Source organism: Acidobacteriota bacterium, assembly GCA_009691245.1.
GTDB lineage: Bacteria > Acidobacteriota > Terriglobia > 2-12-FULL-54-10 > 2-12-FULL-54-10 > SHUM01.
Map to the genome: position 1 here is coordinate 15,163 of SHUM01000039.1, position 19,017 is coordinate 34,179.

The 19,017-nt window shown below is 59.9% G+C and carries 17 protein-coding genes; 3 read left to right on the forward strand and 14 right to left on the reverse strand.

The window, feature by feature from the left end; translation table 11 throughout:
- Window position 1: 1 nt before the first annotated feature.
- Both EXQ56_10245 and EXQ56_10250 read left to right on the forward strand, forming a co-directional pair.
- Window positions 2-775 (forward strand): slipin family protein, encoded by a 774-nt coding sequence (locus EXQ56_10245; protein ID MSO20821.1) that lies wholly within the window; start codon window positions 2-4, stop codon window positions 773-775.
- 53 nt (window positions 776-828) lie between these two features.
- On the forward strand, window positions 829-1,443 hold the full coding sequence (locus EXQ56_10250) for an SPOR domain-containing protein (protein ID MSO20822.1): 615 nt from the start codon (window positions 829-831) through the stop codon (window positions 1,441-1,443).
- Between the two features lie 122 nt (window positions 1,444-1,565).
- Here the strand turns inward: EXQ56_10250 and EXQ56_10255 are convergent, their stop codons facing one another.
- From EXQ56_10255 to EXQ56_10320, 14 genes are all read right to left on the reverse strand, one after another.
- Window positions 1,566-2,192 carry a dephospho-CoA kinase gene (locus EXQ56_10255; protein MSO20823.1) on the reverse strand — a complete coding sequence of 209 codons (627 nt, stop codon included), beginning with the start codon at window positions 2,190-2,192 and terminating at the stop codon, window positions 1,566-1,568.
- A 182-nt stretch (window positions 2,193-2,374) separates the two neighbouring features.
- Window positions 2,375-5,272 carry a TonB-dependent receptor gene (locus tag EXQ56_10260; protein MSO20824.1) on the reverse strand — a complete coding sequence of 966 codons (2,898 nt, stop codon included), beginning with the start codon at window positions 5,270-5,272 and terminating at the stop codon, window positions 2,375-2,377.
- A 340-nt stretch (window positions 5,273-5,612) separates the two neighbouring features.
- Entirely contained in the window at window positions 5,613-6,236 is a 624-nt protein-coding gene (locus EXQ56_10265; protein MSO20825.1) for a hypothetical protein, read from the reverse strand.
- 97 nt (window positions 6,237-6,333) lie between these two features.
- On the reverse strand, window positions 6,334-8,274 hold the full coding sequence (locus tag EXQ56_10270) for a hypothetical protein (protein MSO20826.1): 1,941 nt from the start codon (window positions 8,272-8,274) through the stop codon (window positions 6,334-6,336).
- Window positions 8,275-8,505: 231 nt separating this feature from the next.
- Window positions 8,506-11,133, reverse strand: a complete 2,628-nt coding sequence (locus EXQ56_10275; GenBank protein MSO20827.1) for a hypothetical protein — start codon at window positions 11,131-11,133, stop codon at window positions 8,506-8,508.
- 211 nt (window positions 11,134-11,344) lie between these two features.
- Window positions 11,345-12,403, reverse strand: a complete 1,059-nt coding sequence (gene leuB / locus EXQ56_10280; protein ID MSO20828.1) for a 3-isopropylmalate dehydrogenase — start codon at window positions 12,401-12,403, stop codon at window positions 11,345-11,347.
- A gap of 21 nt (window positions 12,404-12,424) precedes the next feature.
- A complete protein-coding gene (locus EXQ56_10285) occupies window positions 12,425-12,844 on the reverse strand; it encodes a PIN domain-containing protein (protein MSO20829.1) in 420 nt (139 codons plus the stop codon).
- Window positions 12,828-13,052, reverse strand: coding sequence for a CopG family transcriptional regulator (locus EXQ56_10290; GenBank protein ID MSO20830.1), 225 nt, complete (start codon window positions 13,050-13,052; stop codon window positions 12,828-12,830). Before EXQ56_10290 ends, EXQ56_10285 begins: the two co-directional genes overlap by 17 nt.
- A 60-nt stretch (window positions 13,053-13,112) precedes the next feature.
- Complete coding sequence (locus EXQ56_10295; GenBank protein ID MSO20831.1) at window positions 13,113-13,493, reverse strand: PIN domain-containing protein; 381 nt, start codon at window positions 13,491-13,493, stop codon at window positions 13,113-13,115.
- Window positions 13,490-13,756, reverse strand: a complete 267-nt coding sequence (locus EXQ56_10300) for an AbrB/MazE/SpoVT family DNA-binding domain-containing protein (GenBank protein MSO20832.1) — start codon at window positions 13,754-13,756, stop codon at window positions 13,490-13,492. The genes EXQ56_10295 and EXQ56_10300 overlap by 4 nt, the downstream gene beginning before the upstream one ends.
- A gap of 55 nt (window positions 13,757-13,811) precedes the next feature.
- Window positions 13,812-15,470: a tannase/feruloyl esterase family alpha/beta hydrolase gene (locus EXQ56_10305; GenBank protein MSO20833.1), complete on the reverse strand. Its 1,659-nt coding sequence runs from the start codon at window positions 15,468-15,470 to the stop codon at window positions 13,812-13,814.
- 156 nt (window positions 15,471-15,626) lie between these two features.
- Window positions 15,627-15,821: a hypothetical protein gene (locus EXQ56_10310; protein ID MSO20834.1), complete on the reverse strand. Its 195-nt coding sequence runs from the start codon at window positions 15,819-15,821 to the stop codon at window positions 15,627-15,629.
- 32 nt (window positions 15,822-15,853) lie between these two features.
- On the reverse strand, window positions 15,854-16,015 hold the full coding sequence (locus tag EXQ56_10315; protein ID MSO20835.1) for a hypothetical protein: 162 nt from the start codon (window positions 16,013-16,015) through the stop codon (window positions 15,854-15,856).
- Window positions 16,016-16,107: 92 nt separating this feature from the next.
- Complete coding sequence (locus EXQ56_10320) at window positions 16,108-17,313, reverse strand: 2-isopropylmalate synthase (protein ID MSO20836.1); 1,206 nt, start codon at window positions 17,311-17,313, stop codon at window positions 16,108-16,110.
- A 253-nt stretch (window positions 17,314-17,566) separates the two neighbouring features.
- Here EXQ56_10320 and EXQ56_10325 point away from each other — a divergent pair, with 253 nt between their 5' ends.
- A complete protein-coding gene (locus EXQ56_10325) occupies window positions 17,567-18,451 on the forward strand; it encodes a LysR family transcriptional regulator (GenBank protein ID MSO20837.1) in 885 nt (294 codons plus the stop codon).
- Window positions 18,452-19,017 lie beyond the last annotated feature (566 nt).

Genomic DNA, 19,017 nt, shown 5'->3' on the forward strand with positions numbered 1-19,017 from the left:
CATGGGACTACCTTTTTCAATGGGCACGATTATTTTTCTCATTGTCGCCATCTACCTGATTTCTTCGGTAAAGATTCTTAATGAGTACGAGCGTGGAGTCATCTTCCGCCTGGGCCGCCTGTTGGCCCACGATAAAGGGCCGGGAGTCATTTTCGTATTCGCGCCCATTGATCGTATCGTGCGCATTTCGCTGCGCATGATCACCATGGAGGTCCCGCCGCAGGAGACCATCACGCGCGACAACGTCAGCGTAAAGGTCAACGCTGTGGTCTACTTCCGCGTGCTGGACGCCAACAAGGCCGTGGTTGAGGTGGAGAATTATCTTTACGCCACGGGTCAGTTGGCCCAGACCACGCTGCGCAGCGTCATCGGCGAAGTAGAACTCGACGATCTGCTCAGCCAGCGTGAGAATCTCAACGAGCGCTTACAGACCATTCTCGATCAGCACACCGCGCCCTGGGGCGTGAAGGTTTCCAAGGTGGAAGTGAAGCAGGTGGAGATCCCCGAGCAGATGGTCCGCGCCATCTCCAAGCAGGCCGAGGCCGAGCGCGAAAAGCGCGCCAAAATCATTCACGCCGAGGGCGAACTGGGCGCTTCCATCAAATTGAGCGAAGCCGCCGCGGTCCTCGCCAAGGAGCCGACTGCGATCCAACTGCGCTACCTGCAGACGCTGACCGAGATCGGTGTCGAAAAGAATACCACCGTAGTCTTCCCCATCCCCATTGATATATTCTCAAGGTTGACGGGAGTGAAGGACAGCGGTAAATCCAGTTAGCAATCAACCCCGCCCGCTCACCACCCGGAAGCGCAAATTTGCATAGGAGATTAATGGCAATGGCTCAAAACCCATCCAGGCAGGTCGAGTTGGTCCTTGAAAACCGACAAGTGATGGGAGTCTTTCTGGTGATGGCGGTGCTTTGTGGCATCTTCTTCGCCTTGGGATTTGTGGTGGGCAGGAATACCATGACGGGCGGCGAGACGATCGTTGAAGTGGTGGATGACAGCATCCCACCGGGAGAAAAACCGAGCGCGTTGCCATCGCCCACTTACATTCCGCGCTCCCAGCAGACCGTCGTGGCCGGCGAAGCCGCCAGCGGAGCGTCTGCTGAGGCCGACTTGAGCTTCTACAACAACGTCGAGACCAATGCCCCAGACGGCCCCGGCGAAACCGCGGCGGAGCAAGACCAAAGCGCTGCCAGCGCGCCCCCAGTCGGCCCTCCCCCCAATGGCATCATTGTCCAGGTGTCGGCGCTCACTCGACGCGAGGACGCCGAGAGTCTCCTGACCTTGCTCAAGGAGAAGCAACTCCCCGTGCTGGTTACCACCAGCAGCAACGATACACTATTCCACGTAGTCATCGGACCATACAAAACCGACAAGGAAGCTGAGCAGGCCAAGCAGGCGCTGGAGAAGGACGGGTTTCGCCCGTTTATCCGGCGGTAAAGCCTTAACCCGAACCGCTCCCTCCCGGTTGCGGCTTGGTTGAGAAAAATCAAAAGCCGCGCGATCCCGGAAACGGGGATCGCGCGGCTTTAACATTTATGGAGTCGGTGAATACGATGCCGTTATAAAGCGGCCTTGGCCTGTTGCGCTGCCAGTGTTTGTAAGGCTTTGAATACTTCATTCACATTGCGTTCCGTGTCTTCCAGCGACCCGGTCGTATCAATAACGAAATCGGCCATCGCCTTCTTCTCATCGCCGGGCATCTGCGCGGCCATGCGGCGGCGGATATCTTCCTCAGAAATCGGCGCGCGGGTCCGATACCGCTCGATCTGCTGTTCGGGCTTGCACCAGACGACAATGATCTTATCGAAACGGCGATGCTGGCCGGCTTCGAACAGAACAGCCGACTCGACCAGCACCACGGCCTCGTGATTTTTGGTCCGCTGTAACTGAATTTGCCGGTCAATCTCGCGTAGCACGGGAGCATGCACGATGGCATTCAGGTGCTTGAGCTTGTCGAGATCATTGAAAACAATGCCGGCCAGCTTGGCGCGATCCAGCTTACCGCCGGCGTCCACCACATCGGGTCCGAACCCGCTGACGATACGGTCATAGACCACTGTCCCGGGCTGCATCATGCTGCGGCCAATCTCATCCGAGTTGATGGTCGTCCCGCCCAGCTTGGCGAAGATCGCCGCCGCTGTCGACTTGCCGCTGCCAATTCCGCCTGTCAATCCTGCCGAGATCATCCTGCCTCCAATTGAAAATCGAATAATAGTAAAAATAATTATAACAGAAATTTATGCAGTCTGGTAATAGAGTTCGTTGGGAGGTCGCGTGACAGAGCCGCGACCGTGAGGGAGCGGTGGCAGGAAGTGGGTGGCCTCTCAAGCCACCGCTCCCTCACGGTCGCGGCTCTGTTAGATCGCCTTCAGAAGGAAAGCCGCAACGCGAACTGTATCTGGCGAGCCGTAGTCGCCGGACTAACGTAGCGACCCAGGCCGGGATTATACCCGCGACCGGTGAAGACAATCATGCTGCTGGCCGTCGGCGTGCGATAGTTTACGTGGTTGGCCAAGTTGAAAAACTCCGTGCGAAACTGTAGTTTCCGCGTGCCACCGAGCGAGAAATCGCGCTGCAGAGATACATCCACATTCACCAATGACGGACCGTAAACAGTTCCCCGCCCGACGTTGCCGATGGTGCCCGGCTCGGGAATGCTGAACGCGCAGGGATCAAAAAACTTATCGGGTTCCACTAGAGGCGCGCCCGGCTCCAGGAGAGTCTCTCCCGTGATGGGGTCCTTGCAACCGATGGAAGTGGCGCTGCGAGGGTTGTTACTTTGCCCCGGAACCAGATTGGGCCGCGTCGCCGCGAACAGATAATCGCCTCGCCGGAAATTGATACGCACCGTGGTAGGCACGGAGGTACGGAAGCTGAAGATGCCGCCCAGCCGCCAGCCGCCGAATAATTTTCCGGCAACTGGAGCGAATCCGCTGCCGCCATTGCTTTCCGGGACGCTGTAAAAGAAGCTGGTCGAGACGCGCTGGCGGTTGTCGAAGTCCGACGGTCCCCGGTCCAGCTTGCGGTCCAGCCCATACTGCTGCGCGCTGGCGCTGGTGCCGATATTCGACGCATCGTCGATCGTCTTTGAAAGCGTATAGCTCAGGCGCACGTTCATGGCGCGCGTCAACCGGGTGTCGGCGGTCAGCAGGAAGGAGTTGTAGAAAGACTGCGCGTCGCTGTTCATCAGGTTGATGCCGCTGCGAAACGCCGGATTTGTGTATTGCGGCGTGGGATTGGGACAATTCGTCGTCTGGCCCGCCGCCCCGCAGGGGAATAACAGGGTGCCGTCCGGACGCTTGACAGGCGGGGGAAATAGATTCGTCTCATAGTTGCGCCAGATATGGTTGCCGCGTGCGCCGACATATCCGGCCTGCACGGTGGTCTGCATGGGCAGGCGGCGCTGCAGAGAAAACTCGTAGCGCATCACGCGCGGCGTGGTGAAATCGCGATAGGCCAGCGCCTGCGCCTGCTGCGGCTGGCTCGTTGACGACGCCAGCACACCGGCGACCGCGCTGGGAAACGTAGCGCGGGCGTCAAAATTGGGATTGACTGCGATGCGATAAAATGGCGCCATGTTTTTCTGCGTATCCACGGCGTAGCCGAGCTGCTCGTCGTAATAAATCCCGATGCCCGCGCTGATGCTGGTGACGTCGCTGGTGTTGCGCCCGCCGCCGGGCGACCAGGCCACGCCGATGCGCGGCGAAATGTTGCCAAGTGAAGGGTTGTGATCGAGCAGAGGCCCAACCACCATCTGCGTGCCGGTCAGAATGTCATCCAGAAACGAGGTGCGCCCTAGCCGGTCATGAATCAGCGTGGCAAACTCATAGCGCAGTCCCAGGTTGAACATCAGGCCGGGGCGGACGCGGTACTCATCCTGAGCATAAAAGCCGAGCAGCGTCTGGCGCCAGGCCTTGGTATTGTCCGAGCCGGGCAGCGCGACGGTTACGGAGGTGCCCTCTGGCCCGCCTTGCAGAAAACTGTCGAGACTGTTGAACGACCAGATGCCGGACTTGTTGGCGCTCGAGGTTACGTCCCAGCGGTAGCGGTGCAGCTCCGCGCCGAGCTTCAGCCCGTGCGCTCCGCGCTGCACAATCACGTCGCCGGAATATTGGAAGCTGTTCATCTTGTTCGTCTCCGGCGCGGTGAACAGCGGGCCGAAGGTAACCGTGCCGGGAATATTCAATTGTCCAAACTGCGGCGCTTCGGGCAAAAAATATCGCGAAGCCGGAATATTGATCTCTGGCGAGGTGGTGCTGGTGGTCTGGTCGGTGGGACGCGTGTAGCCCAGCCGGAAAGACGCCACCAACCGCGTGCTGAAAATGTGGCTGCCCACCAGCGTGGCATACTGTTGCCGGGTCTTGACCCTGCTGCCGAATGCGTATATCCCGCCCCCACGTATGCTGCGGGCATCATCAAATGAGTAGCGTGCGAATAGCGCGGTGCGGTCGGAAAGCGCGTGATCCACGCGCAGCGTGAAGAACTGCTCATCGGTCGGCAGATACTGCGGCGAAAGATTCTGCGCCAGCCCGCCGCCCAGCCGCCCACCATCGAACTCCAAGTTAGGCAACGGCATCAGGTCCAGATACGGCCGAATCGCGGGGAAAACGCCAAATGTGCGGATCGCCGCGCCGGAAGCGTTGGTGATGATGCCCTGCCGCGCGTTGGAGTCGATGAAGGTGTCGAGTTGATTCTCGGTAAGGCGGTCGAGCATGGCCTCGAAACTGCCCATGATGAACGTCTTGTCCTTGCGCAGCGGCCCGGTGGCGGTGAAACCGAATTGATTGCGCTTGAAGGGCGGCGGGTGGGTTCCATCGAAGAAGCTGCGCGCATCCAGCTTGCTGTTGCGCAGATACTCAAACAGGCTCACGTGTACTTCATTCGAGCCCGAGCGCGTTACGGAGTTCAACACGCCGCCGCTGCCGCGACCGTATTCAGACGAGAACGTGGTGGCGAACACCATCACCTGCAACACAGAGTCGGTGCCGAGTTGCACGCCGGCTGCGCTGCGCGGCGATCGGTTCCCGGTGTCCATGATGTTGGTGCCGTCGAGCAAGAAGCTGTTCGATGAGGCTCGCCCGCCGTTCACATTCAAGTTTCCGCCGCCGATGCCGCGCGAACCCGACCCCGCTGAAGGGTCGCTGACACCCGCTTCCAGCGTAGCGAGTTGCGAGTAGCTGCGGCCGTTCAGTGGCAGTCCCACCAGCAGGCTTTCGTTAATCAGGCTGCCGCCGGCGCGCGGCGCGGTGGCGGCAGCTTGGCTCATTGACGTTGCAGGAGTTGTCTGCAAAGGCCGCGCAGGGCCAGACGGCGCATTCGTCTGCTGCGCAAATCCTCGCACTCCCATCACTGCGACAACTAAGATGGCCACGATGAAACTTAGAGGAACGGCGCGTGCCTCCTCATAAAGAAATTTGCTTCGAAGGGAATACTTCATCACTATGAATCCTTCCGCTGGAGAGAGTCGCGGGAAACGTTCTGATTCTATATCGTGGCTGGCATAAAACGAAAGATGCGATTCCTCACCGCCGTTGGGCGTGAAGGAATCGCATGAAATCATCGAGTCCAGTTTCGTTGATCCGCACCGTGCCGCGGCCAAACGCCGATTAATGAGTAAAGAAGAAGCAGCCGATGACCGGAATTTCTTCGTCCATGTTGAACAGCGTTACGTTGCCGTCATCGCCTTTGGCCAATTCAACGGGGCTGCCGTCAGCGCCTTTGGCGGAGGAGTCCAGCATCGCCAGTTTTACTTCGCCCTTCTTGGCGTCCTTGGCAACACGAAACTTCACGTAGGCCACAATGCCCGGCTTGATTACCGTTTTGCCGACGACGCTGACTTCCACCACTCCGAGCGTCTTATCGGACTTGTCATCGGCGACCGTGGTCTTTACCTCGGCCTCCGCCAGCTCGGCGGCCAGCGCGCGCTCGACGGACTCGTACGCCAGCGTATCTTTCGGAAAGCTGACGTGCAGCAGCAGACTATTGGCCTGCGCGCCCTCGGACCCCGAAAAGGTTACCGGGATGTCAATCACGTCCGTTGGTTTCGCGGATGCAAACCCCATATTGATGCGCGTGGTCTCCTGCGCGCGGACTACACCAGCCATGCCCAGAACGACGGCCAGCATGACCACCAGGGAGTTTCTGCTCATTCTCATCACTTCGTTCTCCTTCGGTGCAACCTGCAATAGTAAGATGTAATACTCCAAACATCCGCAGATTATATGATGCATAACGGAACTGGCCCGTTATCTCCACTATACTCCATCTGTCGTCAGGGCATGGCAAATGCCATGCCCTGAAACAGATACGGCCTAATGCAAAAAGATACTAACCGCCACCGGAGCGAACCGCGGCGGTCTTGCGCTTGCCAACCAAGTTCTTATATGTGGTTACCTGCGCGCCTGCCGGACGGTAGTTGTATTCGGCGGCGAAGTTGCTGTGGACGAAGACCGGCTTGCCGTCAAACACGGTTAGCTGCGGCTGGATGGTGCTGACCTCCTCCTCAGGGATGGTCATGTAGTCCTTGTCGAGTACCACCAAATCCGCCAGCTTGCCGGGCTGGATCATCCCGAACTGATCGGGCCGCAGCACGTACTCAGCGGCCCAACTGGTAATCATGCGCAGCGCGGTGGCGCGATCGACGCGCTCGTTCGGTCCCCAGACGCGGCCTTTCGAGTCCTTGCGCGTCAGCATCACTTCCATGTCATCCCACAGGTACGAGTTGGTGTCCGACTCAAAGACCACGCGCGCGCCCGCGGCCAGCAGGCTCTTCACCGGGCTGATCCAGTTGTGGGCCAAATCCTCGCCGTACGCGTCGGCCTTCGCCTGGCCCTCTTCCACCGAACGGGCCACGTAGCAACTGAACCACACGCCCAATTGCGCGGCGCGCTTGAAGTCTTTAGGGTTCACCTGATCGCAGTGATCCACGGCCCACAGCTTGGTGGCGTCCTTGCCGTACTGCTTCTGAATCTGCTCGACCAGGTTGAAGATCAGGCGGTGCGACTTGTCGCCGGCCACATGCGTGTTGCCGAAGCGCACGCCGTACTTGCCAGCGTTCAGCGTCCAGTTCTGGTAGTAATTGCTCTTGATGTTGGCGGCCTTGTTCACCGAACCCATCGCGCCACGATACTCGATGTCATAGTGGCACTGACCCGACGGGAACCAGCTATCGATCACGCCGTAGGCCGCCTTGCGCTTCTGATCGGTGCAGGCGCGCGTGGTAACACCGTCCACCGCCGTTGGCCCGATAGCGGTGATCCAAATTTTGTCCGTGCCGGAGTTAATCTTCTTGGCGAGCGCGGGCATCTCCTTCGCGAAATTCTGCACCGCGCCAAAATCTTCAATCGTCCCATAGCCTACGCGCATGGTCAGCTCGTTGCGCGCGGCCAAATATTCATAAGCGTGCAGCGCGTCCTGCGGCATGCGCGATGACACCGTGGTCAGGCCCATCGAATTCAGTTCCTGCATGTCCGGCTTGTACAGACCGGCCAGCACCGCCGCCTCGCGGTTGTAGGAATAGGGCAGCGCGAGACGGCTCGCCGGCGGCTCCAGATGTCCCGTGGGAATGCCCGCCTGATTGATCCAGTAACGGCCGTTTTCCTTAATCATCGCTCCATGCATCTTGTTCAGGATGTCCCAACCCTTGGTGTTCACCATTACGCCCATGAAATCCGGAATGCCCACGGAGAGGATGACCGGGTTGTTGGGTGTAACTTTGTCGACGTCGAAACGCGTGAGGTCGTCGAACATGATCTTGGCCTGCGCCACCGTGCCGCCGGAGATGAACGCCAACTGGTTGGCGAAGTAGATCCAATCGCCGGGCTTGAATTTTTCCTTGTCCATGATGCCCTTGATCTGATTGAGCACGTCGTCCTTGCTGCGCACGCCGCGCCAGTCCACCGGAAAGCGCTTCAGTTGCGCCGCCGTCATGGTGCCGCCGTAGGCGTTCTCGGCATAGCTATACATGTGGCGGTGCGTGTCGACGAAGCCTGGGATTACCGTGCGCCCCTTCAGATCAAGCGTGGTGGTGTTCGCCGCTTTCAGCTTCAGCACGTCGGCGTCCGTGCCCACAGCCACGATGCGCTGTCCGCGAATGGCCACCGCCTGCGCGATGGAGAAGTTATTGTCCACCGTCAGCACCTTGCCGTTGTGCAGGATCAGGTCCGCCGTCTGCCCTTGAGCGCGCAAGGCGGCGGGCAATGGGAATGCGGTTAGAACGATGGCGGCAAAAAGAATGCGGTGCGGGAATCTGGGCCCTAAATATCTCATCTGAGGTCCTCCCTGAATTATAGAAAACCACTTTCGGACCTAATCGTATAGCGCTGCGAGTCGTTCGGTCTGGCAACCCGTCCGGCCTATTATACTCGCGGGCGAATTTGCTGGAAGTACGAAATCATGCGCCACGCCCAGTCGTCATTCAGAGCGCAGCGAGGAACCTGCTTTGTTTCCACCGGACACCGCAAAAAACAGGTTCCTCGCTGCGCTCGGAATGACGACGGTTTAGGAGGGTGCAGAAGGATGTCCAGCGTCGGCAACCATTGCGCGCAATGACTCCGCGATGGCTTCCGGCTCATCCTGAGCGCCAAACCGCGCGGGTTCCACCATCGTTACAACAATCTCGCCGCGCGCGGCGCGCCTGCGTCCGGACATTCTCAGTTCGTAGAGACCAGCAATTTTCATCGGCACGACGGGAATGCCCAGCGACGCAGCCAGCACACCGATGCCGCCGCGAAACGGCCCCACCGCGCCGTCGCGCGTCAACTGGCCCTCAGGGAAAATCATGATGGACCAGCCCCGGTCCACCAGCTCGCCCATGAACTCGAAGCTGCCGCGCACGCCGGATTGCTTCGGCAACGGAAGGACGTGAAAGATCGTTGTGAGCAAGAAATAGGCGATGGGATGAAAAACTTTGTGGGACAGGTTGCTTCCCAGCGGAGGCTGGCGCATATCTCGCAGCCGCTCGCCCACCATGGCGATGGCCATCTTGCGGCGCAGCTGCGCGGGCAGCGCCGCCAACAGGAACGCGGCGTCGATCTCTGTCTGATGATTCGCCACCACCAGCAGGGGAGATTTCACGCCGCGCAATTTCTCGCGGCCCTTTGCGCGTGGATAGCCGAGCAACAGCATGGCGGGCATGACCAGAGTCCACCACGCAATCTCGCGCGCGGCGGCCACCGCCCAATGGCGGGGCCAGCGTGCATAAGGATATGAATTTGCGACAGCGGCGGAACGCTGCAATAATTTTTCGAGTTCCCCCACCGTCGTTGCGTTGCTGAACGCCACCTCATTCACATCCATCTGGAAGCGGTCTTCCATTTCACTAAGTAGCTCGACGCGATCAATCGAAGTAAGCCTCAAGTCCTCTTCCAGTCTCGTGCCCGATGAGATGCCCGCGTCCGCCGCAGGGGAATGAGGCGCCACGCGGCGCAAAATCGCGTCGAGCGGGCTGGCTTCCCGTGACAACGATTCCTTGCCCGCTGGCTCTGCCCCGCGCGCCTCGCCGACACTTGCCTGCAACTTCTCACGGATCAGATTCAAGAGTGGCTTGCCGGTCGAAGTTCTCGGCAGATCGTCATGCGGCCACGTCATCCAATAGCGCAACCGCTGATATTCAGCCAGACGGGTGTTGGCCCGCTCAATAATTTTCGCCGCCGCAGATTTGTCGCCCCCTGCGCCAGCTTGCAGAATGAGTGCCGCGCACGCCTCTTCCTGTCCACTCACGGCTCCGTCTACAACCACACCCACCACCACGCAGTCGCGCACCTCCGGCTGGGCGCGCAGCGCCGTTTCGATGTCTTCGGGATAAACGTTCATCCCCGCCGCCGTTACCAAAACATTCTTTTTGCGGCCCTTGAAGTAGAGATTCCCTTCTCTGTCGATCTCGCCGACATCGCCCGTGCGGAACCATCCCTGCTCGTCAGTAAGCGGCTGGAGTTTTTCGCTGTTCCAGTAACCAGCGGCGACATTCTCGCCGCGCACCAGTATCTCGCCCGTCTCGTCGAGGATCATCTCGCGCCCCGGAAGTGATTTGCCGATGAAGTCCTCTCCCTTGCCCAAGGCCCCGCCAAACGGATGCCGCAGGCTGACCAGCGACGCGGTCTCGGTCAATCCATAACCTTGCATGACGAGAACCCCCAGCCTGCCCCAGAAAGTTTCCGTTGCGCGCGAGAGTGCGGCGCCGCCGGAGAGGACCGCCCAGAATTTCCATCCGAATTGGCGGTGGATACGGCGGAAGCGCCACCAACGCCACCAGAAACGCTCTTGTTCCGCCGCCACTAAATCGTGCTGAAATCGCATTGCGCTACCGCTCGCTTCTTCGTCTCGCTCGATCTTGTTCCGCATGGAATCGAGCAGTCGCGGCACCGCCACCAGAACGCTCACGCGCTCACGCCGCGCCGCGCGAATCATCTCCGATGGATTCAGCGTGTCCAGAAAAATGACCGTCGCGCCCAACAGTTGCGGCACGAACAGACCCATGAACTGCCCAAAGACGTGGCTCAACGGCAGCATCTCCAGAAAACGCAGCGGATGCACCCAGCGTTCATACTTGCGATATTTGGCGATTTCGCGTTCCAGCGGTTCGATGTTGGCGAGCAGATTGCCGTGCGTGAGCGCCACGCCCTTGGGCTCGGCGGTCGAGCCGGAAGTAAAAATGATCTGCGCCAAATCCGCGCGCGCGATGCTGGAGGAGGGCAGCGGGTCGGCCGAGTGGCGGGAGAGCATCTGATGGAAATTATCAAACGGGAGTGTGCGTCCTGCAAATTCCGCCGTGCTGAATGCGAATGACAGATCGGCATCCACCACCAGCAACTGCGCGCTCACCTGCCGCGCCACTGTACTCGCAAACTCAGGTGTCGCCGCACGATCCATCGGAACGACAACTGCGCCGCGATAGAGGGTGCCCCAAAATGCAGCAACCCACTCGGCGGAGTTGCCACCCCAGAACAGCACGCGGTTGCCGCAACCGACGCCGCGCGCCTCCAGCTCGCGCGCAAACCGCCGCGCTGAATCCATGAGTTGGGCGTAGCTCCAGCGCTCGGTGCGATACCCGCGCCTATGCACGATGGCGCAGTCGCCGGCATACTGAACCGACTCGTCGAGATACTCCGTCAAGGATTGGCGCGGCATGCGAACCTGATCCTTCGCTAAGCGAGAAAATTCTGCGGTCGATGCCTATTGTAGATGGGATTAATGAAAGCGGACAGTGGGGAACAGGACAGTTTTGGGAAGTATCACAACGCCAACAGAGCCGCGACCGTTAGGGAGCGGTAACCTCCGACGATTCCCACGGTCAAGCGTGTCCGCTCCCTAACGGTCGCGGCTCTGTTCACGCAAAAACTTACAGCGCTGCAACCACAGCGGCACCCACCTGTGTAGTGGTTGCTTCGCCCTTCAAATCGCGCGTGCGTACTCCGCTGTTTAGCGACTGGGACACGGCCGCCTCCACGGCGGCGGCTTCCTTCTCCAGACCGAAGCTGTGGCGCAACATCATCGCGGAGGAAAGTATCGTGCCATAGGGATTGGCGATGCCCTTGCCCGCAATGTCCGGCGCGGAGCCATGCACCGGCTCGTACAGGCCCGTGCGCTCACCGAGCGACGCCGAGGGCAACATGCCGATCGACCCAGTCAGCACGGCGGCTTCATCGCTGAGGATGTCACCGAACAGATTCTCTGTTACCACCACATCGAAGTGCGTGGGCTTGGTGATGATCAGCATGGCGCAGGAATCAACGAGTTGGTGCTCCAGCTTCACATCGGGAAATTCGCGCGTGCCGAGTTCGGTAACCACTTCGCGCCAGAGCTGCGAAGTGTCGAGCACGTTGGCCTTGTCCACGCTGGTGAGCAGCTTGCGACGCCCTTGCGCCAGCTTAAAGCCCCAGCGCGCGATGCGCTCGATCTCACTACGCGAATAGACCATCGTATTGGTGCCGACAGGCTCAGGTCCGCTGCGATCCACACCGCGCGGCGTGCCGTAGTAGATGCCGCCAGTCAGCTCGCGGACGATGATCAGATCGGTTCCGCTTACTACCTCCTGCCTGAGCGGGGACATGGTTTCCAGCGCCTTGTAGCAGAGCGCCGGGCGGATGTTGGCGAACACCGCCAATTCCTTCCGTACGCGCAGGAGCCCCTTCTCGGGCCGCTTCTCCGGCGCGACCGTATCGAAGTCAGGATGCCCCACCGCGCCCATCAGCACGGCCCCGGCGGCCTTGGCCATGGTCAGCGTCTCGGGCGGCAGCGGATCGCCGGTCGCGCGGATGGCCGCCGCGCCGAAGATCCCCGACTGCATCTCCAACTCATGCCCAAATTTCTTCCCCACCGCCTCCAGCACGGCAGTCGCTTGATCAATCACTTCCGGCCCAATGCCATCGCCTGGCAACAACGCAATACGCAGCTTCACGTTTCGAATCTCCTCAAGGTTTTATGATAAATTCCGGTTCACAATCAATGGTACGCCTGTCAATCCAAGATGGCGGTCAGTAGACCAGCAGATGGAAATACGGCGTTCCTTCATAATATAGAGCCCCACCGCATCTGCCAATGTAAGGTTTTGATCGGCAAATCGGCGCAGCATTTTTACACCACCGGCATGTTCCGCACTGCCGACTGCTATCGGATGCAACAGCTTGAAATCTTCGACCATCGCCAGAAACTGCAAGGCTCGCGTACGGTCATAACGGCGCAGAAACCAGCCATGCCCTTCAGCGATCACCAGGGTACTCGTAACCATCGCGGGAGGGTCTGCAAAGAGCCTGTGGAAAAGGGGATGATGCGAGTCTGAACGGTCAAGAAATGCAATCAACGCGGAGGTGTCCACGTAGACTTCAGTCTTTATGGCCATAGATCACTTCATCAATGTTCTGCGATGAGTTCTGGTCTCCCGATTCGACCATTCCGGAATAGCGCATCCACGGCTTGTCGGACGACACCGGGAGGGCTGGCCTTAGTGAGCGCCGCACCAGTTCGGCTAGGGAAAGGCCCAGCCGTCGAGCTTCCCGCTTGGCTGCTGCGTACTCATCGGTGGACAAGCTGATCTGTGTCCGTATCATGATAACAATATACCACGAACTGTTATCAAGAGGAGGTCCGCAGGAATTTCAGGGGCGAATTCATAGCTTATGCGTGCCGCTGACCTTGCTGAGTTCGCGGTCGAACGTGCCCAGGGGCAGATGACCGGCCTTGTGCGCCAGTTCCACCAGCAGGCAATCGGAGAAGCCCGGCACGGGGCGCTTGCGAAAGCTGGCCAGCGCCGCGGCCACCACTTCGGAGTCCTGAATCGTCAGGTCGCGGTGTTTCAAAAGCAGCTCTACGGCGCGGGCGATCTCCGCTGCACTAAGTTCATAGATGGAGGATAAGACCCACATGGTTTCGGCGAGGGCGAGGTGGGACACCCATGCGCCTGCCTCCACAAAGCGGTCGGCGGCGGCTGTTTGCAGCGGATCGTCGCGCAACAGCAACCGCACCAGCACATTCGTGTCAATTGCTTTCATGGGCGGCGCGCATGGCGCTTCCGTATATATCGCGTGATGCCCGCCTTCAACTCCGCCATGCTCCGTGCGCGAGGTGGTCCCTTGGGGAAAAGCATCTGGTGAATTTCCTGCGAGCTGTAGCGTCCGGCACGGCGCACGACGATCTTTCGCCCCGCCGCTTCCCACTCAATCACCGATCCCGGACCCACGCCGAGCTTGCGGCGCACCTCCGCTGGAATGGAAATCTGCCCTTGGGCCGTCAGTCTGGATCGAGCAATGGTCATATCAATATATTACCACGGTAATGCATCTTTACAAACGCCAAGAAAAGGCCTTCGCTCAGCGGCAGGTGAAGTTACTTTGCACCCAGTTGGCGCGATCATTCTCGCCACCCTGCGGGCCGGTGTAGACGGCGCGTTGCGGGTAGGCGCATATCTTGCGTTCATTTTCCACCGAGCCGTTTGCGCGGCGCCGTGAAGCCACCAGGTGGTCCGGCGCGAGGCCCTTCTCCACCCAATCGACAACGGGGGCCAGACGATCCCAGTTATCCGGGCCGGAGCCGCCCGCGCAGTGGTCCATGCCGGGAATCATGAACAGGCGGGCGCGCGCGCGCGCGGCGGCGGCATCGCCGTTGAAGGTGGTCGCCACGACTTCCTTGTAGTAGTCCAGCGTCGGTTCAGCTGAGATCAGCGCGTCGCCCCAGCCGTGGTAGATCACCAGCTTGCCGTTACGTTTGATAAGAAACTCCGTCAGGTTCGCATCGGTGGCATCGAGGTTGGAGGAAACCTGCGCGCCCTTGCCGTCTGTCCAGTCGTCTGGATTGAATTCCCACCACGCGTACTCCGGCGGATTTTTCGTCTTGTCAGGAATGTGCGTTAGGTCCGTGAGGCTGGGCGGCGCAACGCCGGGGTCTTTTCCGTAGAACATATAGTTCATGCGGTCGGCGGTCAGCGCGAGAGCAGAAGGCGCAAACTGATTCCCCGCGAACGGCAGAAGATGCCTGGACCAGCCGAACTCGGAACCGAGCGCTCGGCCTTTGAAAATAATCTTACCCTTGCTGTCCGCCGCGCCGGCGTAGAGGTTCTTGATGGTCTCGATCTGCCGCGTGGTGAAGCAGGCGTCGCCGTTGATGTCGCCCGCGCACATCTGCGCGGCCAGATCCATTGCCGGATCAAACTTGCAGACCAGCGGGTCGTCGACAACGCGGTCGGTGATGCCATCCAGCGCGTCGCACTTGGCGAGCACGGCTTGTTCGAGCAATCCCAGTTTCGTCAGGCTCTCCGGCTTGCCGTCACCATCTTTGTCAAACGCCAGGTCGCCGGCAAATTGGTCGCCGTATACCCGCTTCAACGCCTCGATGCGCGAGACCGCCGAGGACTGATAGTAAATGGCGGGCGCTCCGGCGACCATGCCGTCGAAGTCGTGCGGATAACGCTGGGCTTCCATCAGCGCCTGCCGGCCGCCTTGCGAGCAGCCCTCGAAATAGGCATAGCGCGGGTCGCTCCCGTAGTAGGCTTTCACCAGCGACTTGGCTGCGCTAATGGTTACATGCACGGCGCGATAACCGAAGTCGATCTCCGCCTGCGGATTGTTGTAGGCGAACACCGCGCCCGGCTCGGAGGCGGAGTCGTGCCCCGTGTTGCTGTTGGCCACCGCATAGCCCTGCGCCACGCGATGGTCGGCGAAGTCCAGGTCACCGTCGGTGCCACCGTCGCCCCACATCAGAAATTTATTGTTCCAATTTTCCGGCAGCGGCAGTTGCACGTGATAGTGAATCGCCGGCGAGATCAGCCCGCGCACATAGCAGTAGCGCGGCGTCGCGCCGCTGGCTTCCTTAATCTGCGCCGAAAGAATCGTCAGCGCCGGATGATTCACCAGGTTGCGGCACGCCGCGTCTTTATCCCTCGCGCTGGTGGAACCGTTTTGCGCGGACGCACTGCTGCCAGCCAGCAGCAAGGCAGCCAGAATAATCCGTGAGGAGTATGGGACGCGATTCATTTCCGATATTCCTTTCAGTACGTGAATTGAACTCACTTACTGTCATCCTGAGCGGAGCGAAGGATCTGCTTTCGCTGGCAATCTGAGAAACAGCATATCCTTCGCTCCGCTCAGGATGACAATCGAAAGTAAATTCATTTTTTAAGGAACACAGGGTCAGCGGGATTGCACCAGATTGAGCCGCTGTATGGCTTCGCCGTGGGGAATACCTTGGCCCGCATCCAACTCCGCCAATCCCGCCTCGACTTTGGCTAGAAAGATGATTCGCTCAATCGCGTCGTCGTAAGTGGCGTCCGGCGGCAGGTTCCCCATTGCCTCAATGATTCGGTCGCGTGTTGTTTGAATTTGCATACAAGTTCCTTGACCATGCCACGCTGCCGAAATCAAATCCCGGCAAAAAGTTCTTCCCGCACTGCTTCCCAGGGGATCAATTCCCCCGCTCCCATATCGACCTCGGCCACCTGACACGCAATTTCCAGCGACCAGGCGGCTTGCACGTCGGCCTCCGGAGCGGGGTCAAGGGTCTCAACCAATAAGCCCGCCAGCGTGGCTCAATCCCGCTCCGGCAGCTTAGTCGCTTCGTGGAAGATTTCATTAAGATTGTTCGGCATGACTTAAATTCGCCTCCGACTTTAACTCACACCCCGGCGGGGAGGGATTGCTCGTGGTGCTGCATGAGCCGGATCAGGTCATCTTCCACGACGACTTTCTTGCGATCGGCGAGGTCGCTGAAACGGCGATAGATGTCGTTGATCTGACCCGCCTCGATGCGATAGCCGAGTCCTTCCAAGCGGCTTAAGAGCGCGTGGCGACCGGAGTGCTTGCCCAGCACCAGCATATTGGTGGGCACGCCGACCGATTGCGGCGTCATGATCTCATACGTCAGCGCGTTCTTCAGCACGCCGTCCTGATGGATGCCTGCCTCGTGCGCAAACGCGTTGCGGCCCACGATGGCCTTGTTTGGTTGCACCGGCACGCCGATGATCTCGCTGAGCAACTGGCTGGTCGGAAAGAGCAGTTCCGTATTGATGCCGTTGGTGTAGGGCATCAGATCGTGGCGCACGCGCAGCGCCATCACCACTTCTTCAAGCGCGGCGTTGCCAGCCCGCTCGCCGATGCCGTTGATGGTGCATTCGATCTGCCGCGCGCCCGCCTCCACCGCGGCCAATGAATTGGCGACGGCCAGGCCCAGATCATCGTGGCAATGCACGCTCAGGATAGGACCCTCGCCCACTGCCCGCCGCACCAGCGCGGTGATCTCGGCGTACTCGCGCGGCGCGGTGTAGCCGACGGTGTCAGGAATGTTCAGCGTGGTCGCGCCGGCTTCCACGGCGGTCTTGAAGGCCTCGCACAGAAACGCGCGGTCGGTGCGCGTCGAGTCCTCGCAGGAAAACTCGACGTCTTCCACCAGTTTGCGCGCCAGACGCACCGCGTTGCCGATGCGCTCCAGAGCCTCGCTGCGAGTGATCTTCAACTTATGTTCCAGATGAATGTCGGAGGTGGCCAGAAAAACGTGGATGCGCGCACGGCTGGCGGGCTCCAGCGCCTCGGCGGAGCGTTCGATATCGGCCTGGGCGCAACGCGCCAGCGCAGCGATGGTGATTTTATTCCCAGCCTGCTGGGCGACCTGGCGCACGGCCTCGAAGTCTCCCGTGGAGGCGATGGGGAAGCCGGCTTCCAGAATGTCCACGCCCAGATCTTCAAGCTGGCGGGCCATGCGCAGTTTTTCCGGAGTGTTCATGCTGCAGCCTGGCGATTGCTCGCCGTCGCGCAACGTGGTGTCGAAGATGCGCACTCGATTGCCTGGAGTGGATGAAGCGTTGCCGGCTTTTACGTTGCCAATATTGCTTTCGACGTTTCCGACGTTATCCTCGGGCACTCAAGTCCTCCTGCCGTCTCCGCAGCGACCGCTCCCGCGCCCGCCGTTCAGGACAGAATTCCACCTGAATTATAACAAACCCGCCCAACCCAAAACAAACTTATAATTAGAAATTGATTATAAATTCTGTTAATATGACCCGAGGCCGCTCCCGCGGACGTGCCCGCGGGTCTTCTGTACGTAAGGCAGCTTGATCGGCGGGGCATAAAGAACTCTCATGGAACTTTCGCAGCTCGGCATATTTCTGACCGTGGCCACCGAGAAGAGCTTCTCGCGCGCCGCCCGGCGGTTGCATCGCACCCAGCCTGCGATCAGTCTGGCCGTGCAGCGGCTGGAGGCCGAGCTGGGCGAAAAACTGCTCGACCGTTCTCTCAAAGATGGCACGCTCACCGACGCCGGCCGCGTAGTCTTCGAGTACGCGCAGAAGTTTGACAGTATGCGCCGCGAGATGGCCAACGCGCTCACCGAGCTGCGCAATCAGTACACCGGCAAGCTCATCATCGGCGCGAACGAAAGCGGCGCTCTCTATCTGCTCACGCATATCGAGAAGTTCCACGCGCTCTACCCCGGCGTGAAGGTGGAGGTGCGCCGCGCGCTGTCGCGCAATATCCCCAACGAGGTGAGCGACAACACGCTGGAACTGGGCGTGGTCAGCTACCGGCCCGGCGACAAGAACCTCAACTCGATTGTCATCTATCAGGACGCGGTCGCCTTCATCGTCCACCCGGAGCATCGCTTCGCCAAGCGTAAGCAGGTGTCGATCCGCGACCTGGGCACCGAGACGATCATCGCGCACAACATCGCCTCGCCCTACCGTCAGCTGGTGCTGGACGCCTTCCAGCGCCACCGCGTCCCACTGAACATGGACATCGAGATGCCCACGGTCGAAACCATCAAGAAGCTGGTGCAATCGAAGATGGGCGTGGCCTTCGTCCCGCGCATGTGCGTGCAACCCGAGATCGCCGCCGGCCTGCTGGTAACCATCCCCATGAAGGAACTGCAAGTCGCCCGCAAGATTCACCTGGTCTATCCCTCGCACCGCCACCTCTCGCACGCCGCCCGCGCCTTCCTCGAGCTGGTCAAAACTTCCGCCGAAGCTTAGACCGAAGAGTAGACCCAAAGCGTAAAAACTCCAGCTTCCCCAGAATGACTTTCCCGCCGCGGACTGCTCCGCGACTGCACCATTTTCGGGCACAATTCCACAACCAATTTCACGCGCCAACCTGCCCACATACGCAGCCCAGCCACAACTATCCACGTTCACAGTTATTGCGGCCCTGACCAACCTTGCGGTCGTATCGCGCACTCCAGACGGCCCTCACTCAGCCCACCCCCTGCCCCACCAAAGCTTGCAGTCTTTGCGGGATCCTCGGCAGCGGAATTCGCGGTCCTTCTCGCGTCCGCGTCTCTCGCAAAAATTTTGGTTGCCCGGGGTGGTTCCGGGTAAATTAGATATATACTGGCAACCTCCGGCAGGCAAATTCACCCGGATGCCGTCCCGGCCCCGCAAGGGCCAGGCACAGGCCATACTCAACAAATTCTTGAGCCGCCTGAAGACGTTCATGAACCAACATCCCCAGGTTGAGATTCTAGTCCTGCGGCGCCGCGGCTTCGAGATCGGCGCGATGATCGAACAGGGCACCGCCGACTTCGGCTACCTTCCGCTGG